The sequence below is a fragment of the Dyadobacter beijingensis DSM 21582 genome (genome assembly GCF_000382205.1).
GTDB classification, from domain to species: Bacteria; Bacteroidota; Bacteroidia; order Cytophagales; family Spirosomataceae; genus Dyadobacter; species Dyadobacter beijingensis.
In genome coordinates this window covers 278,561-301,938 of record NZ_KB907790.1, presented here as the reverse complement: position 1 = coordinate 301,938, position 23,378 = coordinate 278,561, and the positions used below count along the sequence as shown (strand labels likewise).

Annotated in this window: 17 protein-coding genes; 9 read left to right on the top strand and 8 right to left on the bottom strand. The window is 52.1% G+C overall.

Annotation, left to right across the window (positions count from 1 at the left end):
* The 5 genes from H144_RS0124920 to dctA form a co-directional block, all read right to left on the bottom strand.
* The gene (locus H144_RS0124920) at window positions 1-948 is read right to left on the bottom strand and encodes a glycosyltransferase (protein ID WP_019944834.1); all 948 of its coding nucleotides are present in this window, start codon (window positions 946-948) and stop codon (window positions 1-3) included.
* Between the two features lie 54 nt (window positions 949-1,002).
* Window positions 1,003-2,079, bottom strand: a complete 1,077-nt coding sequence (locus tag H144_RS0124915) for an NAD-dependent epimerase/dehydratase family protein (RefSeq protein WP_019944833.1) — start codon at window positions 2,077-2,079, stop codon at window positions 1,003-1,005.
* 240 nt (window positions 2,080-2,319) lie between these two features.
* A complete protein-coding gene (locus tag H144_RS0124910; protein WP_019944832.1) occupies window positions 2,320-2,574 on the bottom strand; it encodes a hypothetical protein in 255 nt (84 codons plus the stop codon).
* A gap of 77 nt (window positions 2,575-2,651) precedes the next feature.
* A complete protein-coding gene (locus H144_RS0124905; protein WP_019944831.1) occupies window positions 2,652-4,385 on the bottom strand; it encodes a M3 family oligoendopeptidase in 1,734 nt (577 codons plus the stop codon).
* A gap of 34 nt (window positions 4,386-4,419) precedes the next feature.
* The gene (gene dctA, locus H144_RS32460; protein WP_019944830.1) at window positions 4,420-5,691 is read right to left on the bottom strand and encodes a C4-dicarboxylate transporter DctA; all 1,272 of its coding nucleotides are present in this window, start codon (window positions 5,689-5,691) and stop codon (window positions 4,420-4,422) included.
* A 238-nt stretch (window positions 5,692-5,929) separates the two neighbouring features.
* Here dctA and H144_RS0124895 point away from each other — a divergent pair, with 238 nt between their 5' ends.
* From H144_RS0124895 to H144_RS0124860, 7 genes are all read left to right on the top strand, one after another.
* Window positions 5,930-6,238, top strand: a complete 309-nt coding sequence (locus H144_RS0124895; RefSeq protein WP_229207987.1) for a DUF6686 family protein — start codon at window positions 5,930-5,932, stop codon at window positions 6,236-6,238.
* Between the two features lie 9 nt (window positions 6,239-6,247).
* The gene (locus H144_RS0124890; RefSeq protein WP_019944828.1) at window positions 6,248-7,081 is read left to right on the top strand and encodes a heme/hemin ABC transporter substrate-binding protein; all 834 of its coding nucleotides are present in this window, start codon (window positions 6,248-6,250) and stop codon (window positions 7,079-7,081) included.
* 6 nt (window positions 7,082-7,087) lie between these two features.
* The gene (locus H144_RS0124885; protein WP_019944827.1) at window positions 7,088-8,194 is read left to right on the top strand and encodes a FecCD family ABC transporter permease; all 1,107 of its coding nucleotides are present in this window, start codon (window positions 7,088-7,090) and stop codon (window positions 8,192-8,194) included.
* On the top strand, window positions 8,191-8,985 hold the full coding sequence (locus H144_RS0124880) for a heme ABC transporter ATP-binding protein (RefSeq protein ID WP_019944826.1): 795 nt from the start codon (window positions 8,191-8,193) through the stop codon (window positions 8,983-8,985). Before H144_RS0124885 ends, H144_RS0124880 begins: the two co-directional genes overlap by 4 nt.
* Before the next feature lie 27 nt (window positions 8,986-9,012).
* On the top strand, window positions 9,013-10,059 hold the full coding sequence (locus H144_RS0124875; protein ID WP_019944825.1) for a hemin-degrading factor: 1,047 nt from the start codon (window positions 9,013-9,015) through the stop codon (window positions 10,057-10,059).
* A 340-nt stretch (window positions 10,060-10,399) separates the two neighbouring features.
* Complete coding sequence (locus H144_RS0124865; RefSeq protein ID WP_019944824.1) at window positions 10,400-12,952, top strand: adenosylcobalamin-dependent ribonucleoside-diphosphate reductase; 2,553 nt, start codon at window positions 10,400-10,402, stop codon at window positions 12,950-12,952.
* Between the two features lie 142 nt (window positions 12,953-13,094).
* Entirely contained in the window at window positions 13,095-13,325 is a 231-nt protein-coding gene (locus H144_RS0124860; protein WP_019944823.1) for a helix-turn-helix transcriptional regulator, read from the top strand.
* Window positions 13,326-13,364: 39 nt separating this feature from the next.
* On the opposite strand, the gene purB is transcribed toward H144_RS0124860, so the two are convergent.
* Window positions 13,365-14,720: an adenylosuccinate lyase gene (purB, locus tag H144_RS0124855; RefSeq protein WP_019944822.1), complete on the bottom strand. Its 1,356-nt coding sequence runs from the start codon at window positions 14,718-14,720 to the stop codon at window positions 13,365-13,367.
* Between the two features lie 154 nt (window positions 14,721-14,874).
* Between purB and H144_RS0124850 the strand changes: the two genes are divergently transcribed.
* Window positions 14,875-15,615 carry an MIP/aquaporin family protein gene (locus tag H144_RS0124850; protein ID WP_026350976.1) on the top strand — a complete coding sequence of 247 codons (741 nt, stop codon included), beginning with the start codon at window positions 14,875-14,877 and terminating at the stop codon, window positions 15,613-15,615.
* An 8-nt stretch (window positions 15,616-15,623) separates the two neighbouring features.
* On the opposite strand, the gene H144_RS0124845 is transcribed toward H144_RS0124850, so the two are convergent.
* Complete coding sequence (locus H144_RS0124845; protein WP_019944820.1) at window positions 15,624-21,083, bottom strand: alpha-2-macroglobulin family protein; 5,460 nt, start codon at window positions 21,081-21,083, stop codon at window positions 15,624-15,626.
* Window positions 21,084-21,225: 142 nt separating this feature from the next.
* Complete coding sequence (locus H144_RS0124840) at window positions 21,226-22,449, bottom strand: 4-hydroxy-3-methylbut-2-enyl diphosphate reductase (protein WP_019944819.1); 1,224 nt, start codon at window positions 22,447-22,449, stop codon at window positions 21,226-21,228.
* 181 nt (window positions 22,450-22,630) lie between these two features.
* Here H144_RS0124840 and H144_RS0124835 point away from each other — a divergent pair, with 181 nt between their 5' ends.
* Complete coding sequence (locus H144_RS0124835) at window positions 22,631-23,194, top strand: RNA polymerase sigma factor (RefSeq protein WP_019944818.1); 564 nt, start codon at window positions 22,631-22,633, stop codon at window positions 23,192-23,194.
* Window positions 23,195-23,378: the final 184 nt, after the last annotated feature.

Here is a 23,378-nt window from a genome sequence, read left to right as displayed (position 1 = left end):
CTAGCTGAATGACTCTACTTTTTCGACGAAATCGCGGTAGTGTACAGCGGGAATGAAATGCTGCTGCGAACGGTATTGCAGCACCATAAACACGAGGAAAAGAGAAATCAGGAATGATTGCAGCATGAGGATCATGAGCGTGCTGCCCAGTGTGGAAGCCCATCCCGGCGTGGCATTTCCGATCAGTTTCAGGAAAAGAATAAAGAAAATAAAGGCAATGGCAATGCCCGACATGAAGATCGAGAAGATCAGTATGCGGACCGCCGTGGTGTCTACCATCACTGAAATGGCGCTCAACCCGTGCAGTACCAGGGATACGAAGTTCATTTTACTTTCGCCTGCCAGCCGTGTGGCGCGGTTGGTGAGCACCGAATCGTAGGGAATGCGGGATTTGATGATGCCGCCGGGGTAGTTGTTCCAGATTTCCGAAACGCGTACGAGGTTTTGCAAACGCCCCTGCGGTACCAGACTGAAATTTCCGAAGGTGATCACCTTGCCTGTGAGCAGTTTGAACACATATTTGTAAATCACATAAAAGAACCGGAAAAGAAACCCTTCCGTGCGCTTGTTGCGCTCGGCGAAAATGATTTTTTCGGGCACTTCTACCGATCTCGCTACCAGCTTGTTGATATCGCCGGGCGCGTCTTCACCATCGGCGTCCATGACGATCACCTTATCGGCCGGTAAATGCTCGGCTACCCATGAAAGCCCGATGGCGATAGCCTTCTGATGGCCCAGGTTACGGTAGAGGCGGAGTAGTTTTATTTCCTTTCCCCCGAATGCGGCAAAAGGCTCTGTGCGTCCGCGCGAAGAGCAATCGTCGACAACAAGCAGCGTCGTATTTTGAAGGATTGGAGTATTTAAATCCGCATTAATCTTTTGAATCAGCAGATTCAGCGCCTCCCAGTCATTGAATTGGGGAATAATAATGACGTAATTTTCTGGCATGGGAGAGAGTTACGAAAGCCTCCGGAAAGGGATTCCGGAGGCTCTGAGTGTGATTTAAACCGTTTTTACGCCCAGTCGGGAAGCGATTCCGTCATGGATCTGCGTAAGTGTTTCCGTCAGACCGTACTCCCAGTTCCAATCCGGGTAATGCGATTTGAACTTCGAAAGGTCGCTCACGTACCAGATATGGTCGCCGATACGGTTCGTTTCCGAGTATGAATAGGAAAGTTTGTTTCCGGTAATCTGCTCGCACAAAGCGATCGCTTCGAGCATGGAGCAGTTGGCAAAACGGCCGCCGCCGGCGTTATACACTTCGCCGGGACGCGGGTTCTGATAGAAATGCCAGAACATATTCACCAGGTCGTGGCTGTGGATATTGTCGCGTACCTGCTTGCCTTTGTAACCAAAAATCGTGTAATGCGTTCCGGTAATGGCACATTTCATGAGGTAAGCCAGGAAGCCGTGCAGCTGCGCGCCGGAGTGGTTGGGGCCGGTAAGGCATCCGCCGCGGAAAACGCCGGTTTTCATGCCGAAATAGCGGCCGTATTCCTGTACCATAATGTCCGCAGCCACTTTGGAAGCGCCGAAGATCGAGTGTTTCGTATGGTCGATGCTATGGTTTTCGTCGATGCCGTTCGTGAAATACGGGTGGTTTTCGTCGATCTCCCAGCGGGTTTCCAGCTCTACCAATGGCAGGTAGTTCGGGTTGTCGCCGTACACCTTGTTGGTAGAAGTGAAGATAAATACCGCCTCTGGCGCGTGCAGACGCGTCATTTCCAGCATATTCAACGTACCCACGGCATTCACACCGAAATCGGTGAAAGGCTCGCGTGCTGCCCAGTCGTGGCTTGGCTGCGCTGCGGCGTGGATGATCATTTTAATATCCGTTCCGTACTCTTTGAAGATCGGTTCGAGCTGGCTTACCTCGCGGATATCGGCCGCATAATGCTTGTAGTTGCCGAATGCCTCCTCGATCCTGTTCCGGTTCCACTCGGTGTTACCATCCGCCCCGAAGAAGTATTGACGCAGGTTATTATCGATTCCGATGACCAGATCAAACTTGTCAGCCAAAAAAGCAACCGATTCACTTCCAATTAGTCCGGCGGAGCCGGTGACCAAAGCTATGTTCATGTTTTGAATACTTTTTAATCGCTTATTTCTTTCTAAAATTTCGGCTTCGCCCTGCCTCGAGTACGTAAAGTAAATTAAAAATGTTCAATTGTCACAACTTCACTTAGTCAATGGGCGTATGCCAGAAGGATAATACGCGGGATGCAATATTAAAATTGTTCAATACCCGGAAAATCGGTCCAAAAAAAAGATATCCCCATTTGGTGGGGATATCTCCTATATTTTCTCAATGAATGGCTGCTATTCTTTCACCAGCGAGCTAGGAATTTTACCACCGTAGAGCTTCGCACGAATGTCGTTCACGCGTGCATCCAGTTCAGGCTTCGCATCATACTTGAATGACATCTGACGTGGCAGTGAATCGGGGCTTACACCGTATACCCACTCATTACCGGCATTTACATCCTTCTGCTCCTTGCGGTTATATTTTTGGTAATCGCAGGAAGAGAGAAGCACCACACACGCAACAAAAGCAACTATTTTATTGAATTTCATTTCTTTGATCGTTCATAGTATTGTGCGCAAAAATAACCGCCAATTTCATAACCACCAAATTACGGGTTACTGAAATATTATTTTTTTAACACGGCCAGTTCGTCGCGTACAAACTGCATCAGTTCGGCAATATGCCGCTCCGAGAAATCGAACGGAATGTTGGCTGCCTGGTAAATTTCCCCGATCGTGGCCGTGTAGCCGAGCTTCAACGCGTCCAGGTAACCTTTCAGGCCCTTCTCGCGGTTCTCCCGGTAGTTTTTCCAAACGCCGATCGCGCCCAGCTGCGCAATTCCGTATTCGATGTAATAGAACGGCACTTCGTAAATGTGCAGCTGGCGCTGCCACAAATACTTTTTGAAGTTTTCCAATCCCGACCAGTCCATCACCGAATCGGTAAACTCTTCGTAAATGCCCTTCCACGCGTCGGTACGCTGCTCCGGCGTGTGCTGCGGGTGCTCGTACATCCAGTGCTGGAACTTGTCCACCGTCGCCACCCACGGCAATGTCTCGATAATCGATTCGAGATGCGTGATTTTCGCGCGTTTGAGGTCTTCCTCGTTTTCAAAGAACTCGTCCCAGAAATCCATCGTGATCAGCTCCATCGACATCGATGCCAGCTCGGCCACTTCCGACGGCGTGTGTTTGAACGAATTCAGCGCCAGGTCGCGCGTCACGAGCGAATGCACCGCGTGCCCGCCCTCGTGCAGGAGCGTGACCATGTCGCGCAGGTTCGAGGTCGCATTCATGAAAATGAAAGGCACCCCGATCTCGTCGAGCGGATAGTTATAGCCGCCCGGCGCCTTGCCCTTCCGCGATTCGAGGTCGAGGTGCTTCATGGTTTTCATGATGCGCAGGCAATCGCCGAGAAACGGGTCGAGGCGCGAGAACGCCCGGATCGTTTTGTCCAAAAGCTCTTCGCCTGTTTCAAACGGCTTCAATGGCGGCAAACCTTTCGGATCGACTTTCGTATCCCATGGGCGAAGCGCTTCTACCTGCAATGCAGCCTTGCGCTCGGCGGCCATCTCGTTCAAAATCGGCACCACCGCCTTTTTCACGGAAGCATGGAAATTGAAACAGTCCTGCGGCGTATAGTCGAAACGGCCCATTGCCGCGAACATATAATCCCTGTAATTGCTGAAACCCGCATTCACGCCCACCTGGTTGCGCAGGCTTACCAGTTTGTTCAGCAGCTCGTCCAGCTTCGCGTGGTCGTCGTAACGGCGTCCGCTGATGGCGCGCCACGCCTCTTCCCGCACATTCCGGTCGGTCGATTGCAGGCGGTCGGCGGCGCGTTGCAGCGTCATTTCTTCGCCGTCCAGCGTCACGGTCATCGCACCGGCGATGGCGCCGTATTTCCGCTCTTCGGTCTGCATTTCAGTGATGAGCGGGATATTTTCGTCGCGGAAAATCTCGATCGCCTTCTTCATGCCCCGCAAGGTGATCGCGAAGCCGGGCTCCGTGAGCTCGCCGAGGAATGGGTTATCCACCACTTTCTTATCGAGCGCGTTACCGTATTCGGCCAGTTTCGGCTGGATTTCGGTGATAAAAAACTGCAATGCATTGATGAGGCCGGTATTGGCCGTATCGCAGGTCTGACGGATGTAACGCCATGCAAAGTTCTCGGAAAGGTAAGATTCGATTTCGCTGCGGTCGGAGAACCATTGTTTCAATTCTTCCAGCGAATTAATCTCCCTGTTTTTCAGATTTTCGAAGAACGGCTGCACGTCGTCCCATTTCTTCAAATCAAATTCTTCCCCAATAAAAGGCCGCTTCGCGCGGGTTGGTATATGAAGTGTTTCCTGATTGGACATATAAAAGGTACTTTGTTTAAAAATTCAAATTTTATTACAACTTCGTCCCCTCCGGCTGGGTCATGTCGCTCAGATTATCCGTAACCACATTTTCCGTTTCCTGGATATTATTGAACGCGTATTCCATTTTGGTGCGGTCGAATTCCTTTTCGTTGTTGGCAAGCCAGATCGTAGCCACGCCGTTGCCGATGAAGTTCGTGATCGCACGGGCCTCTGACATGAAACGGTCAACGCCGAGGAGAAGTGCCAGACCTTCGACGGGAATCACTTTGATGGCCGTCAATGTAGACGCTAATACGACGAACCCGCTTCCGGTAACGCCCGCCGCGCCCTTGGACGTAACCATCAGGATGCCGATCAGCGAGAGTATCTGCCCGATATTCAAATGCACATTGAAAACCTGCGCCAGGAAGATCGTCGCCATGGAAAGGTAAATGGTCGTACCATCGAGGTTGAACGAATAGCCCGCCGGCACCACCAGCCCGACCACCGGTTTCGAACAGCCCATCCGTTCCAGTTTAGCCATGAGGGATGGCAGACCGGCTTCGGACGACGACGTACCGAGCACGATCAGCAGCTCTTCCCGAATGTATTTCAGGAAACGCCAGAGGCTTATTTTGTAAGTCCTTAAAATCAATCCCAGCACCCCGAAAATGAACACCGCCATCGTCGCATACACGGTACCCATGAGCTTCGCGAGCGGCAGCAGCGTATCGATACCATATTTACCGATCGTGAATGCCATCCCGCCGAATGCCCCGATCGGCGCGAAAATCATCACGAGGTGCAATGCCTTGAAAACGTATTTGGAGATAAAATTCAGCCCGTCGATCACGCGCTGCTTGGCCTCGATCCTGCTCAGTACCGAGCCGAACACGAGCGCGAACAACAGCACCTGCAAGGTCACATTGTCGAGAAAAAATTGCAGCCAGCTGAAATCGTGCGCTTTGCCGGCATATTTGGAGATATCCCCCTTTTCCAGCGATGAAGTCACGACGCCGTCGCCGGGACGGATGATGTTGGCCACGATAATGCCCACCACGAGCGCGAGCGTCGTCACCACTTCGAAATAGAGCAATGCCTTCGCGCCTACCTTTCCCACCTTTTTCAAATCGCCCATCCCGACGATCCCCAGCGTGATCGTGAGGAAAATGATGGGGTTGATGAACAGCTTCACCACCGAAATGAACCCTTCGCCGAGAAATTTCATTTCCACCGCCTTGTCGGGCAGGTAATGGCCGAGCAATGCCCCGGAGGTAATGGCGGTCAGGACCCAGAAGGTCAGGTTGGTAACTAGCTTTTTCAACAGCGATAAGGTATAGGAATGAAAAAAGTCGGGCAACTGATCAATTTACAATAATAAGAAGTCTGCCAGACGATTCCGGGAACGCCGGGCGAAATTTTTATCATCTATTTATACTTGGTCTAAATTAATAACATATATTTGCCACCAGACAAATGGCGAAATTCAGGAAAGCATTCAAATCGATGATCATAAGCAGGCTATGCAAGACGATTCGCATTCATACAATTCATTACGGATTTTGAGCCAAACGGCCCAAGGCTACATCGGGCAATGCCATTGCTGCACGCATTTCAATTTTGCATACGGTAATGTGCTCTTTGTCTTCACGGAGGACGGCCTGAGGGGTTTCCAGTCGATATTGTACGATGAATGCCACCTGCAGAGCATCGGCGAGCCGCTTCCGCACGGCAAGACGCATTTGCTGCCATCGCCCATCCCGAACTTCATGCTCTCCTTCGACGACGTCGAGTTGGAGGAAATCCGTACGATGTTCCAGGAAGCGCTGCTGGTTTTGGAAGTGGATAAAATATTTTCCTATAAAAAGTAAAACCCTGAAATGCAGCTAGTTTCTAGAACCATCTATTGGCTATTCCTAACCCTCCTTACGGCCATCGGCACGTATGGCGCGCCGGCGCAACGGATCGTTTCGACCAATGGCACATTGAGCGAAATACTCGTAGGACTGGGGCTGGAAAAGCAGATTGTGGGCGTGGACATCACCAGTACCTACCCTGCTTCCCTCGAAAAAATCACGAAAATCGGCCATAACCGCACCATTGCGGCCGAGGGCATACTCACATTGAATCCGGACGTGATCCTTTACACCGACCAGAGCATGATCCCGCCGGCCGTCGTGAAGCAGCTCAACAGCAGCGGGAAAAAGCTCGTCCTGTTCAGGCATGAGTATTCCAAAGACGGGGCGATCAGGCTCATCCGCGAGGTAGGCGCCTACTTTAATGCCCAGGGACAGGCGGAAAAGATGGTCAGGGTACTGCAAGCCGACCTTACCAAAATCCCCGCACCCGCTAACCCCAAAAAGCTGCTGTTCATCTACGCGAGAGGCACCGGCACGTTAATGGTCTCCGGTACAGGCACTTCACTGGATAAGATGTTTACATTGGCCGGACACAGGAATGCGGTCACCGGTTTCGCGGATTTCAAGCCGCTTACGGCCGAGTCGCTGATCACGGCCAACCCGGATGTGCTCGTACTGTTTTCCAGCGGGCTCGAAAGCCTCGAAGGCATCGACGGACTGCTCAAAATACCCGGCATTGCCAATACCAATGCGGGCAAAAACCGGAAGGTCATCACGATGGACGGCCAGTTCCTGACCGGCTTCGGACCGCGGCTCGGCAAGGCGGCTACTGAACTTTCCCAAAAAGTAAAATAAGAGGCGATGCTGACAGAAACGGTAAACGAGCGGGAAACAACGGCGAAGGAAACCTTCCAGAGGCACTTTTTGCCTTCCACTACGGGCAAAATGGCCTGGATACTGGGCTCTGTCCTCTTCGCTTGCATCGTTTTCTCGGCCTGTACCGGCGCATTATCGATTTCCGTGCGCGAGCTCTGGGAGATCATCGCGTTCAAGCTGGGCTGGATCCCGGAAACGCACGTCGAAGAGCAAAAATCCATCGTGTTCTGGATCATCCGGCTGCCGCGCGTGTGCCTGGCCGTACTGATCGGCGCTGCGCTGGGCATTGCCGGCGCATCGCTCCAAGGGCTTTTCCGCAACCCGATCGCCGACGCGACGCTGATCGGCGTCACTTCCGGCGCGTCGCTATTTGCCGTATTCGTCATTATGCTCAACGTTAAATATTTCGGAATGCTCAGCGAGCTCGCGGGCACTTACGGCATTTCGTTTGTCGCTTTCCTCGGTGCTGCGTGCACGACATTCCTCGTGTACCAGCTTTCCAAGGTTACCGGTGAAGGCGGCATTGCCACGCTGCTACTCTGCGGCATCGCGATCAACGCATTCGTAGGCGCGATGACCGGGCTCATGACTTACCTGGCCGACGATGCGCAGCTCCGCAACATTACCTTCTGGAACCTCGGCAGCCTCGGCGGTGCCAACTGGACGTCCGTCATGGCCGTAGGGCCATTCGTAGCGATTTCCATTCTCTTCATGCCCTATCTTTCCAAAGCATTGAACCTGCTCGTGCTCGGCGAAAGCCAGGCGGCCAGCTTGGGTGTGAATATGAAATCGCTGAAACGAAAAGTGATTATCCTCGCGACCATGGGCGTAGGCGCTTCCGTGGCCGTAGCGGGCACCATCGGATTTGTAGGGCTGGTCGTCCCGCACATGGTACGCACGTTGTTCGGTCCCAACCACCGGACGCTGATCATCGGCTCGGCACTTTCAGGTGCCATCGTCCTCACATTGGCCGATACCCTTTCGCGCACCATCGTAGCGCCGTCGGAACTGCCGATCGGCATTCTCACGGCCATGCTCGGCACGCCGTTCTTCATTTATATTTTGTGGGAACAAAAAAGGAAACGGCTATGATCGAGGTAAGGAACGCAGGTTTTGAGATACGTGGCCGGAAACTGGTCGATAATGTCAGCTTTTCCGTCCATCCGGGCGAGTTCTGGGCGATCATAGGCGCGAACGGGGCCGGCAAATCGACACTCATCAAGCTGCTTTCGGCCGAACAGGCCCTTACTTCCGGCTCGGTGCATTTCCACGGCCGCGATTTGCGGAAATATAAATTGAAGGAGCTGGCAAAAAAACGGGCCGTGCTCTCGCAGCAGAACAATATCACGCTATCATTTACCTCGCAGGAAATCGTGCTGATGGGCCGCTACCCGTTCTACGAGTCCGATCCTACGCAACGGGACCTGGCGATTGTTGATCTGTGCCTTAAAAAAGTCGGTATCGGCCATTTAAAAAGTCGTTTGTACCCGACCCTGTCCGGCGGCGAGCAACAGCGCGTACAGCTCGCACGGGCGCTCGCGCAGGCGTGGGAGATCGAAAACGGCCTGCTGCTGCTTGACGAGCCGACTACCGGAATGGACCTTCTGCACCAATACGAGACCTTCCGGCTGGCCAAAGAGCTTTCCCGCAAGAATTTCGCCGTAATAGCCGTCATCCACGACCTGAACCAGGCGCTGCAGTACGCCGACCATGTGCTTATGCTGAAAAGCGGCCGCACGCATGCCATCGGGACACCGGAAAATGTCCTCACGGAGCAATCCATTCACGAAGCATTCGGGCTGCCGGTACAGATTATCCAGCACGACCTGACGCCCTACCCGGTGATCGTACCCCACGTGGCCCCCTCTTTTAACATACCCTGAATTTACCAATATCAAAAAATAGAAGAAATGAAATCGACCCTATCACCAGACAGAACTGAATTGAAAGACCGCTGGGCGGAGTACAAGCTCGCCAACCCGAAAACCCGCATCCGCGACGCCGCCAAGGCGCTCGGCACCTCGGAGGCCGAACTGCTGGCCACCGGCATTGGAGAAAACGTGCAGCTGCTCGACGGCGATTTCAGGGAGCTGATCAAGGAAATGGGTGCGCTGGGGCACGTGATGGCCCTCACGCGCAACGACCACGTCGTGCACGAGCGCAAGGGGATATATGAGCGAATTTCGTTCAACAACCACGTCGGTCTGGTGCTCGGCGAGGATATTGACCTCCGCCTGTTTCTGGGCGACTGGAAATTCGGCTTTGCCGTATCGGAAAACGACCGTTTCAGTCTGCAATTTTTCAATAGCTTCGGCGAGGCCGCGCATAAGATTTACCTGACCGAAAAGAGCAATAAGGAAGCTTATGACGCATTGGTAGCCAAATACCTGGCGGCCGATCAGGAGGTGAACTTGTTTGTGAGTGAGAAAAAGGAGAAAGCACCGGAAGCGGAAGAGGCTGCCGACCTCGATAAGGCCGCATTCCAGCAGGAATGGCTCGCATTGAAAGATACCCACGACTTTTTCACCCTGCTCCGCAAGCATAACCTCACGCGCAAACAGGCATTGCGCAATGCGCCCGAAGGCTATGCACACCGCATTAAACCGGAAAGTATGAAACTACTCTTCGACGCGATTTCGGACGCCGGATTGCCGGTCATGGTTTTTGTATCCAATCCCAACTGCATTCAAATCCACACCGGACCGATCAAAAAGATCTTCGTCATGGGTCCATGGCTGAATGTAATGGACCCGGAATTCAACCTGCATTTGCGGGAAGATGCCATCGACGAGGCATGGGTGGTGCGGAAGCCTACCGAAGACGGCATTGTGACCGGCATCGAGCTCATTGATAAGGACGGCGTGATGTTCAACCAGTTCTTCGGCAAACGCAAACCCGGCATTCCCGAATTGGCCGAATGGCCGGCGCTGATCGAGCAGCATTCGGTCAAATTGTAGGATGTATTTTGTTCGGAGGTCTCGTATTCAGAAGTGAAGGCCCTGAGCGCGATTCCGCAGCTTCAAATGCGCCACAATAAAAATTAAATTTCGCCATAGTAATTAAAAATTGCCGGCCTCGTCATGAGCCGGTTTTTTTTTGTAATCAATTCTAAAAATAGTTTTCCCAAACAAACAAAAATTGTAAACTTTTTTAGCAGTTTAAAATTTTAACATATTGAAATACAACATTTTATAAAAATCAATTTGTAAACTTTTTATAAAAATCATTTTTATATAACTTCTTTAAATTGTATATTTGATATTCTCAATTTCTTCGAAAATACTCTGATACCAGCTAATGGAAACCATAAAATCTTCACAATCAGAACGAACCTATACCAGTGACGAAGCCTACCAGGCATCATTGGAATATTTTAAAGGCGACGACCTCGCGGCACGCGTGTGGGTGAATAAATATGCACTGAAAGATTCTTTCGGGGCGATCTACGAAGCGACGCCGAACGACATGCACCGCCGCATCGCTTCCGAGATCGCGCGCATCGAACAACGTTATCCGAACCCGTTGAGCGAAACGGAGATTTTCGACCTGATCCGGGATTTTAAATACATTATCCCTCAGGGAAGCCCGATGACCGGCATTGGCAATCCTTACCAGATCGCTTCGCTTTCGAACTGTTTCGTGATCGGCAACAATGGCGCTTCCGACTCGTATGGCGGCATTATGAAAATCGACCAGGAGCAGGTACAGCTCATGAAACGACGCGGAGGCGTGGGCCACGACCTCTCGCACATCCGGCCGAAAGGCTCACCGGTGAAGAATTCGGCGTTGACGTCGACCGGCATTGTGCCGTTCATGGAGCGCTTCTCCAACTCCACCCGCGAAGTGGCGCAGGATGGCCGCAGAGGTGCATTAATGCTTTCTGTGTCTATCAAACACCCTGATTCAGAGAGCTTTATCGACGCTAAAATGGAGCAGGGCAAGGTGACCGGCGCCAATGTGTCGGTGCGGATCGACGATGAGTTTATGCAAGCGGTGGGTGCCGGTACGAGTTACCGCCAGCAGTACCCGATCAAAAGCGACGCCCCGACGCATATCAAGGACATTGACGCGACGGCACTTTGGAAAAAAATCGTGCATAATGCATGGCAATCCGCGGAGCCGGGCATCCTCTTCTGGGATACGATCACCCGCGAGTCGGTGCCTGATTGCTACGCCGACCTCGGGTATCAGACTATCTCGACCAATCCATGCGGCGAAATCCCGCTCTGCGCGTACGACTCGTGCCGTTTGCTGGCCATTAACCTGTTTTCCTATGTGGAAGACGCCTTCACCGGCAAAGCGAAGTTCAACTGGGAGCTGTTCAAAAAGCATATTGCCGCGGCACAGCGTATGATGGACGACATTATCGACCTGGAACTGGAAAAGATCGATGCGATCCTGCAAAAAATCGATGAAGACCCGGAAGATGCCGAAGTGAAGCGCGTGGAGCGCAACCTCTGGCTCAATATCCAGACCAAAGCCCAGGAAGGCCGCCGGACGGGCATCGGTATTACCGCCGAAGGCGACATGCTCGCTGCATTGGGCCTGCGCTACGGAAGCGACGAGGGCAATGCATTCGCCGTCGAAATCCACAAAACGGTGGCGCTGGAAGCTTACCGGGCATCCGTTCACACGGCGAAGGAACGCGGCCCGTTCGCGATTTTCAGTTCTGAGAGAGAGGCTAACAACCCGTTCATTCTGCGCCTGAAAGAGGCCGATGCCCAACTTTACTATGAAATGCTGGAATACGGCCGCCGTAATATTGCGTTGCTGACCATCGCGCCGACTGGTACCACCAGCCTGATGTCGCAAACGACGTCCGGCATCGAGCCGGTGTTCCTGCCCGTTTATAAAAGACGCCGGAAAGTAAACCCGAACGACAAGGACGTCCGCGTAGATTTTGTGGACGAAGTAGGCGATTCGTGGGAAGAATATGTCGTTTTCCACCACCGCTTTAAACAATGGATGGAGGTCAACGGATTTGACACAAATAAAAATTACGCCCAAAAGGACCTCGACGAGCTCGTGAAGAAATCGCCTTATTATAAAGCGACTTCCAACGATGTGGATTATCTCAAAAAGGTGAAAATGCAGGGCGCGATCCAGCAGTGGGTCGACCATTCGATCAGCGTGACGATCAACATGCCAAATGACGTGACGGAAGAACTCGTGGGCGAATGCTACATGGAGGCCTGGAAAGCGGGTTGTAAGGGTGTGACCGTGTATCGCGACGGCTCGCGTTCGGGCGTATTGATTGCCAATACCGAGAAAAAAGAAGAGGCCGTCGAAGGCGCCCCGACCCCGTTTCCGACCGAGCGCCCGCAAACGCTCGAAGCGGATGTGGTTCGTTTTCAGAATAAAAAAGATAAATGGATCGCATTTATCGGGCTTATCGATGGCCGTCCTTACGAGATATTTACGGGATTCGCGGACGACGACGACGGTATTCTGCTGCCAAGATGGGTCAATGAAGGGTTTATTATCAAGAACCGGGAAGCTGACGGCAGTTCGCGCTATGATTTTCAGTACAAAAACACGCGCGGCTATAAAACGACCATCGAAGGATTGTCGCACAAATTCAATCCTGAATACTGGAATTACGCCAAGCTGATTTCCAGCACATTACGCCACGGAATGCCGATTGAAAAAGTAGTGGACCTGATCAGCAGCCTGCAACTCGACGAGGCGATCAACACCTGGAAAGCCGGTGTGGCCCGTGCATTAAAGCGCTACATTCCCGACGGCACCGAAGCGGCGAAGCAAAAATGCCAGAACTGCGGATCAACGAATCTGCTATACCAGGAAGGATGCCTGACGTGCAAGGATTGCGGCTCGTCGAAATGCGGATGATGCAATGATTGAATGAGTGAATGAATGACTGAGCGAATAAAAACTATTCATTCAGTCATTCATTCAAAATTAATACTACTCGACATACTCTCCCCTTACCTCCCGGCCTCGGATCAAAACTAACCTGTTTTGGACCGACGTTATGCTTATTTCACAAATCTTGCTCCGGTACCGGATGCAAAATGCACTTTCACAGAAACAAATGGCCGCATTGCTCGGCATTTCTCAGGCGGGCTACCACAAATGGGAAACCGGCTCCATGGGCATCGAAATGGAACATTACTGCCGCATTGCGACGCTCTGCGATGTAAGTTTGATGGATATGCTCCCCCGCGAGTGGCAGGAGAAGATCAGGGAAGATCTGGGCGTGTAAAATGTTCCGGGCCTTCCGACCCGGAACGTTTCGTCTTTTTTAGAAGGTGTCTTCTACAACGCCAAGGTAGTTGTAGGGCGTCAATGCGCGGAGTTCTTCGCGTATTTTTTCCGACACGTCCAATGTCTCGATGAATCGCGAGATCGAATCGTGCGTGATTTTTTCGTTGGTACGCGTGAGCTCTTTCAGCGCCTCGTAAGGCTTCGGATAGCTCTCGCGGCGCAGGATCGTCTGAATTGCCTCAGAAACCACAGCCCAGTTCTCTTCCAGATCGGATTTCAGCCTTTCGCCGTTCAGTTCCACTTTGCCAAGTCCTTTGAGCAACGAGTTCAGCGCAATGGCCAAATGTGCGATCGGCACACCGATGTTACGCAGCACCGTCGAGTCGGTAAGGTCGCGTTGCAGGCGCGAAACAGGCAGTTTCGCAGCGAAATGCTCAAACAATGCCGAAGCCAGGCCAAGGTTACCTTCCGAGTTTTCGAAATCGATCGGGTTCACCTTGTGCGGCATCGCCGATGAGCCTACTTCACCTGCCTTGATCTTCTGTTTGAAATAACCCATTGAAATGTACGTCCACATATCGCGGTTGAGATCGGTAAGGATCGTATTCAGGCGTTTCAGGCAGTCGAAAGTGGCGGCAAGGTTATCGTAATGCTCGATCTGGGTCGTATGGCGGCTTCTTTTCAGCCCCAGCCCCTCTACGAAATGGTTACCGAAAGCCATCCAGTCCTGTTTCGGATAGGCTACGTGGTGTGCATTGAAGTTACCGGTCGCGCCGCCGAACTTGGCGGAATGCGGGATCTTGTCGAGCATTTCCAGCTGGCGTTCCAGACGTTCTACGAACACCAGGAACTCTTTGCCCACGCGCGTAGGTGAAGCGGGCTGCCCGTGCGTATGCGCGAGCATCGGCACGTTTTTCCATTCGATCGACATTCTTTTCAGCACAAAAAGCACCTGGCGGAACAATGGCTTGATATTACGTTCCAGCGCGTCTTTCAGGGAAAGCGGAATGGCTGTATTGTTAATATCTTGCGAAGTAAGGCCGAAATGGATAAATTCCTGGAAAGATTCGATGCCCAGCTTTTCGAACTGCTCCTTAATGAAGTATTCTACCGCTTTTACATCGTGATTGGTCACCTTTTCGATGTCCTTTATGTGCAGCGCGTCGGCTTCGCTGAAATCTTCATAGATCTTTCGCAGCGACGCGTATTTCTTCTTATCAAATTCTGACAGCTGTGGAAGGGGAATTTCGCAAAGTGCAATGAAGTATTCGACTTCCACATACACCCGGTAGTAAATCAGGGCATACTCCGAAAAATAGGCCGAAAGTTCAGATACTTGTTTGTAATAACGGCCATCCACGGGAGAGATCGCCGTAAGCTGATTTAATGACATGATTTTCAATACAAAAATTGATTATCAGGCAAAGTTAGCAGAATTCAGCGTCCTAAAATGGTAAAACAGGAACGAAAAATTCTTTTTGGGATTGGAAATAGATTTTATAAAACTATTCGCATATTCGCCCACTAACCTTGATTATAACAAACACATGCAGCCTTCGCCTTTCATCGGAGAATTAGTCGGAACAATGGTCCTGATATTACTGGGCAATGGCGTCGTCGCCAATGTCGTACTGAAAAAAACGAAGGGCGAAAGTGCCGGCTGGATCGTGATCACGGCGGGATGGGCATTTGCGGTCATGTTCGGGGTTTTTACGGCCAACGCATTCGGTAGCGCGGCGGCACACCTTAATCCGGCCGTAACGGTCGGTTTCGCGGTGCTCCAAAACGATTACAGCCTCGTGGCGACGTTCCTTCCGGCGCAGCTGATCGGCGCATTTCTCGGCGCGGTGCTCGTATGGCTGCAATACCTTCCGCACTGGAAAGCCACCGAAGACGGCGGCGCCAAACTGGCCTGCTTTTCGACGGACCCTGCCATCCGAAGCACAGGAGCTAATTTTTTAAGTGAATTTATCTCGACGATCATCCTGATCGTCGGCATTGTGGCCATTGGCTACGCAGGTACTTCCGACCCTGAAAAAGGCGGGATACCGTCCGGCGTGACGCCTTACCTGGTCGGCATGTTGGTTTGGAGTATCGGCTTGTCGCTTGGCGGCACGACCGGCTACGCCATTAACCCCGTCCGTGACCTCGGGCCGCGCATTGCTCACGCCATTCTGCCCATTCCCAACAAAGGCAGCTCCGACTGGGGCTATGGCTGGATACCCGTGGCGGCCCCCATTGCGGGAGCCATCATCGGTGCGTTGATTCTGCGTGGTTTCTCTATGTAATCGGTCTTTTACTCGACGGTAATTTTGCCGCCGCCCGAATAGCTTCGGTATTCACCCCGGTACATGGCGTCTGCCGCCGCCGGGCCTACCGTAAATGTACCTTTGGAAACGATCCGCACCTGGTAGTAGAATGTCCTCGGCTGGCCGTCGGCATTGGTGAAAAAGTGAATGCGGTCGTCGCGCATGTCGTAATACTCAGGAATGGCGGCATTTTTAATCCAAGGCATATCGCGCGGTTCGGTAATGCGCGGGTTTTCGATCTCGAAGCCCGCCGGTAACAGATCTGTCACCACGACATCTTCCACCGGCAAGCCATTTTGACTGTCGAGGGTCAGTTTCACGACGATCAGGTCGTTTTGGTGAAATGTCTGCACAGGCGCACCATCCCGCGTCAGGAACTGGCGGCGGATACTGATCCCCTGGTCTTCCTCCACGTAATTGCCCGTAGCCGACATACCGTCTGTTTGGGCAAACCAGTACAAATCGCCCTTACCTTGTGTTTTGACGAGCAGTTTCTGGTTGACAATGCCTTTTGAAATCTTCAATTCCTTCCCTGTAAACTGCCCCAGCGCCTTGCCGTTGGCGGTTACCGAAGCTGTTACGGTTGAATTGGCGGTCTTTTTAGCCAGTTTGCCCAATGCCAGCACGGCAAAGGCAGCCTCCTGCGTATTCAGGTACGAAGCCGATTGGATTGCCTGCGACAGCTGGCGGCCGAGCACTGGGATCTGCACATTGGAAGGATCTGATTCAATCAATGTATTCAAAACCAGCGACATGTTCCGCAACGGCGAGGCGTAGCTGTTATCATAATAATGCCCTGCATTCTCCGCCACATATTTTTTCGGCAGCAAAGCATTGAAGCTTCGCGCGTCGCCCGCGAGCTGGAATGCGCCTGCGAGCAGGTATTGCGCGTCCTGCGTGAGCAAATGCGGGTTTTGTTTGTAATAATTCATCGAAGCGCGGTTGGGATGGCCGTTCAATGCCAGTACATACAATGAATAGATGGCTTCACGGCGCGCAACGGTTTTTTTCGTTTGCTTTCCGGTAGGCTGTCCTTCATATGCGAGGCCATTGTTCGTACTTGCGATCATCACCTCCCGGTTCGCGGTCGTACCGCTCTGCGCAGTAAGAAATTCCACGGCACGGCTGAGCGTTTTGGCATTAACCTCAAAACCTGCCCGACGGGCTTCTTCCAGGAAATGGACGGCGTAGGCGGTAGCCCACCAGTCTTCCAACTGCGCGCCTGGCCACATGCCCATTCCGCCGTTGAACAGCTGCTGCGATTCCACTTTGCGGATCGCCTGCTGCACATTAGTCATCGGATTGAAATCGCTTTCTCCACTGCGTACCGTGTATACCGGCGCCGCCATCGCTTTGGTAAGGTCCGCGAAATAAATCTGCGGGAATGCCTTCGAAACCGTTTGTTCCAGGCAACCGTAGGGATAGCCCAGCAATGCATTCAACGCTTTGCCTCCGCCCTGCACCAGCGGCGAACGGCTGAATACCACCTGCGCACTGCTCGTAGCAGGGATAAATGATGATTTCAAGTCGATCGCGCCCTGCTTATCGCTTGCTATCAGCCCTGACGCGCTGGTTTTCAACAGCGGGGACGCCGGCCGGACTGAAATTTCCGTCTGGTTGACGAATGTCTCCTTAAATGCATTGACTTTCACGACTACCTTACCGACGCCGATCGCCGTCTGCGCTTTCAGGGCAAACACCGCCCGGCTCTCTTTCCCGGCCGGTACCGTCACATTTTGGGTAAGCGGCGTCGTGCCTGCCACTAAGGGCCCGGTCAGCTGCACGGAAACCGTTGCGGTAGTCGCTTTGGCTTCGGTGTTACTGATATTGACGGGCAGTACCAGCTCGTCGCCGGGGCTCAGGAAGCGCGGCAGACCGGCGCTGATCACGATCGGGTCGGCCACTTTCATATTTTTGGTCGCCGAGCCGAATGCATTATCCTTATAGGCCACAGCCATAATGCGCAAGTCGCCGCTAAATTGCGGGATATTCACCTCGAATGCCACATCGCCGCTGCCATTCGCTTTGAGCTGTCCGCTCCAAAACGACACAAGCTCGGTACGGCCATTGCTGAGCGGGTTAATCCTTCTTTCCAGGTCATAACCGTCACCACCCGAGCTGGATGTACCCGAAATCGTCAGTTCGGGAAAAAGCTGCGAGTAGAGATCGAAGCTGGTTACTTCCAATGCCCTTTTCTGGTAAAAATGGCCATGAATGTCGGGCGTTTTGGAATTTTTGATCTGCAAAATCCCCTCGTCGACCACCGCAAGGGTTACCTCCGCATTAGGCTCCGTTTTGATTTTAATCCGCTGCTTCATCTTCGACCGCGACTTTTCCACAGCCACAATGCTGACTGGCAATTGCCGGCCGGGATCTTCCACGACGATCGGCTGGAAACCATGTGCCACCGTGAGCGGCATATCCGACGCGTCGAGCGGACGGATGAGCGTCGCCGTCACGAATACATTGGGCAAATGCTCCTCCTTGATTTTGAACGTCAGCTCGGCCGCCTTCTTCTCGGTGGTCAGAATGTGCTGCTCTACGACCTGGTTGCGTTCGACGGTCACCAATAACCTTCCGTCAAAAGGTGTTTTAAACAAAACCTTCGCCGATTCGCCGGTCCGGTATTTATCCTTATCGGTTTCCATGAGCACCCGGCCTTCGTTACTTACCTCGAAGGACGAGTATTGGGTATAACCATAGCCATATGCGTAGAAATGTGCGAGCGTATAATGTGCCGCACCCGGACGCCGCACGCGTACCTCATACTCACCCGAAACCGTCGGCACGTATCGGAATGTGCCTTTCCCGCCGGCGAGCGTCAGCTTATTGGAATACACCAGCTTCTCGCTTTTCCGTGACGTGTATTGCAAACGGTCATATTTTTTCTCAACTACCGTCTGATATTCCAGGCGTACCACTTCGATACCGGCCAATGCCCCGGATTTCAATGCACCTTCCTTTGTAACACCCACAATATCAACCGGAACAGGCGCATTGGTGCCCACGTAGGAGTCGGGCAGGCGGATGCCGTAAAATACCGGCTGGGTATACACGTCGAAGCGTTGCAGCCTGTTGACCGGCCGACCGTTTTCATCAAATACGGTCACGTAGATCTTTCCTTCCAACGCGCCGATATCCTGCAAGCCCGCAGCGAGCGTAAATTGCTCGTTAGCCTGTCCCTGCTCATTGGTCGTGCCCTGGCGGCTGTCGCGTTCAAATGTAGTTTCGGCCGGTATATCAAAGGTATATTCAGGAAATGCCTTTGCCGAAAAGCCTTTTCGCTGCAACTGGAAATCCATCTGGTAGGTGCGGTTGCCGGCGGGCGGGCCGAACAGGTTTGTGGCCGTGGCGGTAAGCGCAACTTTTTGTCCTGAAACATAATCCTTCGCGGCGCCGCTCAAATCCACCCTGATGCGGTCGGGCATGAACTCCTCCACACTCACGGCTTGCGAACCGAGCAGCACCTCGTTGGCATTATACACCTCGAGCACATAGGTACCGGTAAGCACGCCGGCGTCGAGGGGGATTTCAGATTCCACAGCTCCCTGGTCGTTCGTCGTTTTCCGCCAGGTCCTGAATTCCCGGCCATTGGGCGTCAGCAGGCGCAGTTTCAATGGTACTTTGTCCGCTGTTTTCCAGTCTTGCGTCCTGAGTACGGTATTGAAATGCATTGTTTCGCCCGGACGATAAATGTCGCGTTGCCCGTAAATAAATACCTGGTAACCCGACGCATTATCGCGGGCACCTTCTACATCGAAACGGGATGTCAGCACCTGCGAATCTTCCAGCAGCAAAAAGTTGAAATCGTCATCGGTAGCCGCCGTCACCATCGCGATTTTGAAACCCGGTGCTTTTTCGCCCAGCTGGTCCACATGCGCAATGCCGTCGCCGTCCGTTTTGAATGTATGGACGGCCTGGTTGTTGGAGCTGACCAGCGTCAATTCGAGGTCCTTGACAGGCTCGTTGGTTTTAATGGAATTGGCAAAAATCCAGATCTCGTCCTTGCCTTGCTTGGCAATCAGCCCGATATCGGAAATGGAAACCAGCTTGGTAGCACCCAGGTAGGCTTCCTCTTCTGAATTGACCGCTACCAAATACACGCCTTGCCGCTTGTTATCATCCGGAAGCGCCACATTCAATGCTGAAATGCCCTTGCTTTTTGACAGGTTTTGTGTTTCCACAATCTTATCCACAATCACATCGCTCAACTGGCTTTCGCGGTCGTCGCTGTAATTGAAATTGCCGGTCGGCTGCCAGTCGTCGCCTACGTAAGCGTAGTCGTTCCAGCGGTTGTTATGAATATAATGCAGGATATTATTGGCATACAATTTCGAGATACGCACCTGTACCTTCGGGACATTCACGATATTCACGCCAATGTTCCGGGAGCTTTTAGTAGATAAGTAAAGCCCCTTTTTATTTGCAAATGAGATCGCCGCAGGCATCTTGCCGAAAAACAGGTCACGCGAGGTTTCTTCTTCGAGCGTCTGGCCAAGAATGCCTTTCAGGGTCTGGTTCAGCTGTAAAACGTAGGTATCCGTTTCGTTGAATGCACCGCGTACGATGAAGCCGTTTTCCGTCGGTTCGGTCTGCACCGCCGCTTCGGGGTTGACCGTAAAACTCTTTGCAATGCTTTCTTTGTCCAGCTCCTGCGTGGTAAAGATCCGCGCGTAGCCTTCATTATTTTCAAAACCCGTTTTGATATCCACGACTTCCAAATGCAACGGCGATGGAATGCTCACCGTCCGCGCCAACGCCTCCTGGCTGCTGTAAGTCGTATTCTGTACTTTTACGCCTTTTTCAATCGCGATGCTGACGGGGATTTCATTGTTATCCACCTTCCCGGTATTGCTCAGTGCGAGCGTCACCGACGATTCATTCTGCGAAGGCAAAATGCGGTATTCCAACGCCTGATTTCCGGACTTTAGCTTCAATTTTTCAGCCACGTTCTGGCCATTCACCGGGTAGTTGAAATTCAGCCGCAGCCGCGCTTCCTGGCGCCCCGATTCCGGCGATAATGTCCACCAGCTTTCCGTCTCAATCAGTTGCAGGTATGGCGTGTGGAAGGTGATCGGGTCTTTCGATACCTTGCATTTGTCGTCTTTTTCTGTTTTCTCCGTCAGCAAATCGGTTAGCTGCGCCTTGTAGGACGTAGCGGCTCCGAACCCGGCGACGGGCGAAAAAACGAGTTCGTTCGGCGCGGTCCATTTGAATTTGCCGCGCACGGCCGGTTCGAATGTGACATACTGCGTCGAGTCCCAATTGTTCAGCTCGGCCTTCGAAACGAGGTCTTTATTGAAGGTGAATACCAGGTTTTGCGATTGCCCTACTTCTTCCGTGAAGTTGGTCCCGGCGATGCGGATTTCGTTGAAGGAAGAACAATTGCTAAAAAACCAGACAAAAAAAAGGAAGTAAAAAGAACTCAGGATGGCGGTCTTTTTCATGGGAAAGAAGATATAAAAAACGGATGATTTTTATGCACAAAACCATCCGCCTAAATTAGCCTATATAAAGTTAATTCGCTTTAAATAACCCCTTTCAAATGATTCAACGGCACTTCCGCGAGATTTAACGGTAGATGCCGGGTCAGAATGCCTTCATCACTTCCTCGATCGGCCTGGCGCCTTCAAAAAACGAGAGCAACCGCACGAGAATCCCTTCCACGACCGCGTCCGGGCAGGACGCGCCGCAGGTGAGCATAATGCGCACGGGAGATTTCTCCGGCAGGTAATTTTCCGTCACCATTTCTTCTTTTTTATGCAAATCAAAATGGCGGATCAGCTGCCTGTCGAGGATCTTGTTGACCGACTCGATGAAAAAAGTCGGGAATTTCTGCTCGCATAATTCGACCAAATGCGAAGTATTGGAACTGTTATAACCACCCGCCACCACGACCAGGTCGGCGTCGTGCGTGAGCAATGCGTAGGTGGCATCCTGGTTGTCGTTCGTGGCGTAGCATAACGTGTCGCGCGTGTTCGCAAAACGGTCCTCGACCTGCTCCGGACGAAGGCTGTAATGGCGTATCATCACGTTTTTGAGATAATCGGCAATGCCTTGCGTGTCGGAAGCCAGCATGGTGGTCTGGTTCACAACACCGATCCGCTGCAAGTCCTTTTCAGGATCGAAGCCTTCGGAATACTGATTTTTAAAATCCTCAAAAAACTGTGCTGCCGGCCGGCTACCCGTCACATATTCGGCCAGGACCTGCGCCTGTTTCATATTTTCGACCACGACGGTCGGTGCATTTTCCTTGCTGTGCGAGAAGGTAGCACGCGTTTCCTCATGATTGGGCTTGCCGTGCACGACAATCGTATAATCCTTCTCGCCGATCTGCGCCGCACGGTTCCATACCTTTTCCACGAACGGGCAGGTGGTGTCGTAAATATATTCGCCCGCGCCGAGTTCGGAGATTCGCTGCTGGTTTTCCACCGTGGTACCGAATGCCGGGACGATCACGATATCCTGGGCCGAAATCTGCTCCCAGGCGATCAGCTGCCTGCCTTTGGTATCCATGATAAACTGAACGCCCCGCTCCATGAGGTCGCGGTTCACATCGGGATTATGGATCATTTCGCTGAGTAAAAAGATCCTTTTACCCGGATTTTCGGCAATGGCCTTGTAGGCAATGTCGATCGCATTCTCCACCCCGTAACAGAATCCGAAATGCCGCGCAATGAGGAATTGCACCGGCCCGAAATCGAGCAAAGTGGGCGAATAATCCCTTTTCAGCTTGTCGTTTTTACGGCGGAATTCCTTGATAGGCGTGATAATGCGGCTCCGGTAAAAATCAGGGATATTGAAAGTTTTCATGTACTACTAAAATCGGTAGATTGCATCAGGCGGTACAAAGATAACCCCGCCTTCCCTAACAACAACACGGTATGCCCCTTTGTTCGGTATGTGCCATTTTGAAAAAATTTTTAAAATGAATGCAACATGCCGAAGAATCGCTTGTCTTTGATCCAGAACGTTCAAAATATAAACCTTCTGCTTGAAAACACAAATTTACCCCGACCCGCACGTCGAACTGGTAGAGCGTTGTAAACTCGGAGAGCGTAAAGCGCAGTACGAACTTTACAAGCATTACTCAAAAGCCATGTTCAACATCTGCATGCGGATACTGAACCATTTGGGAGAGGCAGAGGATGCTTTGCAGGAGGCTTTCGTGGATGCATTCACGAACCTGCACCAGTTCCGCCAGCAATCGACGTTCGGGGCGTGGTTGAAACAAATCGTGGTCAACAAGGCGATCAACCACATGCGGGGCAGGAAGGTAAAATGGGTGGAAATCGAAGAATTCCACGAAACATTAGAGCAGAGCGACCGGAATGACGATTCTTTCGGACTGGATGAGAGCGACACGACGCTCGAAATAGAAAGGGTCCGCAACGCGGTACAGAAATTGCCGGATGGTTACCGGGTGGTGTTGAGCCTGTATTTGTTCGAAGGCTACGACCATGAGGAAATCGGCGAAGTGCTGGGGATCAGCGAAACGACCTCCCGGACGCAATATATGAGGGCGAAGCGTAAATTGACCGAAATGCTGGTACGGTAGCGGAACAGTCGGAAATGGTCAGGTGTAGTCAGGAAATGGTCATGTGTAGTCAGGAGTAGTCAGAAATGGTCAAGTGTGGTCAGGAAGTAGTTAAATGGGAGAAAACAACAATGACAACTCCTGATAACGAATGACAATACTTGACAAAAAACAAAACATGACTACAAGTGACAATACTTGACAA

Coding starts and splice junctions, on each gene's coding strand:
- H144_RS0124850 (WP_026350976.1), top strand. CDS start 14,875: ATGCAGCCTTCGCCTTTCATCGGAGAATTAGTCGGAACAATGGTCCTG.
- H144_RS0124860 (WP_019944823.1), top strand. CDS start 13,095: ATGCTTATTTCACAAATCTTGCTCCGGTACCGGATGCAAAATGCACTT.
- H144_RS0124890 (WP_019944828.1), top strand. CDS start 6,248: ATGCAGCTAGTTTCTAGAACCATCTATTGGCTATTCCTAACCCTCCTT.
- H144_RS0124875 (WP_019944825.1), top strand. CDS start 9,013: ATGAAATCGACCCTATCACCAGACAGAACTGAATTGAAAGACCGCTGG.
- H144_RS0124885 (WP_019944827.1), top strand. CDS start 7,088: ATGCTGACAGAAACGGTAAACGAGCGGGAAACAACGGCGAAGGAAACC.
- H144_RS0124880 (WP_019944826.1), top strand. CDS start 8,191: ATGATCGAGGTAAGGAACGCAGGTTTTGAGATACGTGGCCGGAAACTG.
- H144_RS0124840 (WP_019944819.1), bottom strand. CDS start 22,449: ATGAAAACTTTCAATATCCCTGATTTTTACCGGAGCCGCATTATCACG.
- H144_RS0124920 (WP_019944834.1), bottom strand. CDS start 948: ATGCCAGAAAATTACGTCATTATTATTCCCCAATTCAATGACTGGGAG.
- H144_RS0124905 (WP_019944831.1), bottom strand. CDS start 4,385: ATGTCCAATCAGGAAACACTTCATATACCAACCCGCGCGAAGCGGCCT.
- H144_RS0124865 (WP_019944824.1), top strand. CDS start 10,400: ATGGAAACCATAAAATCTTCACAATCAGAACGAACCTATACCAGTGAC.
- purB (WP_019944822.1), bottom strand. CDS start 14,720: ATGTCATTAAATCAGCTTACGGCGATCTCTCCCGTGGATGGCCGTTAT.
- H144_RS0124845 (WP_019944820.1), bottom strand. CDS start 21,083: ATGAAAAAGACCGCCATCCTGAGTTCTTTTTACTTCCTTTTTTTTGTC.
- H144_RS0124915 (WP_019944833.1), bottom strand. CDS start 2,079: ATGAACATAGCTTTGGTCACCGGCTCCGCCGGACTAATTGGAAGTGAA.
- H144_RS0124910 (WP_019944832.1), bottom strand. CDS start 2,574: ATGAAATTCAATAAAATAGTTGCTTTTGTTGCGTGTGTGGTGCTTCTC.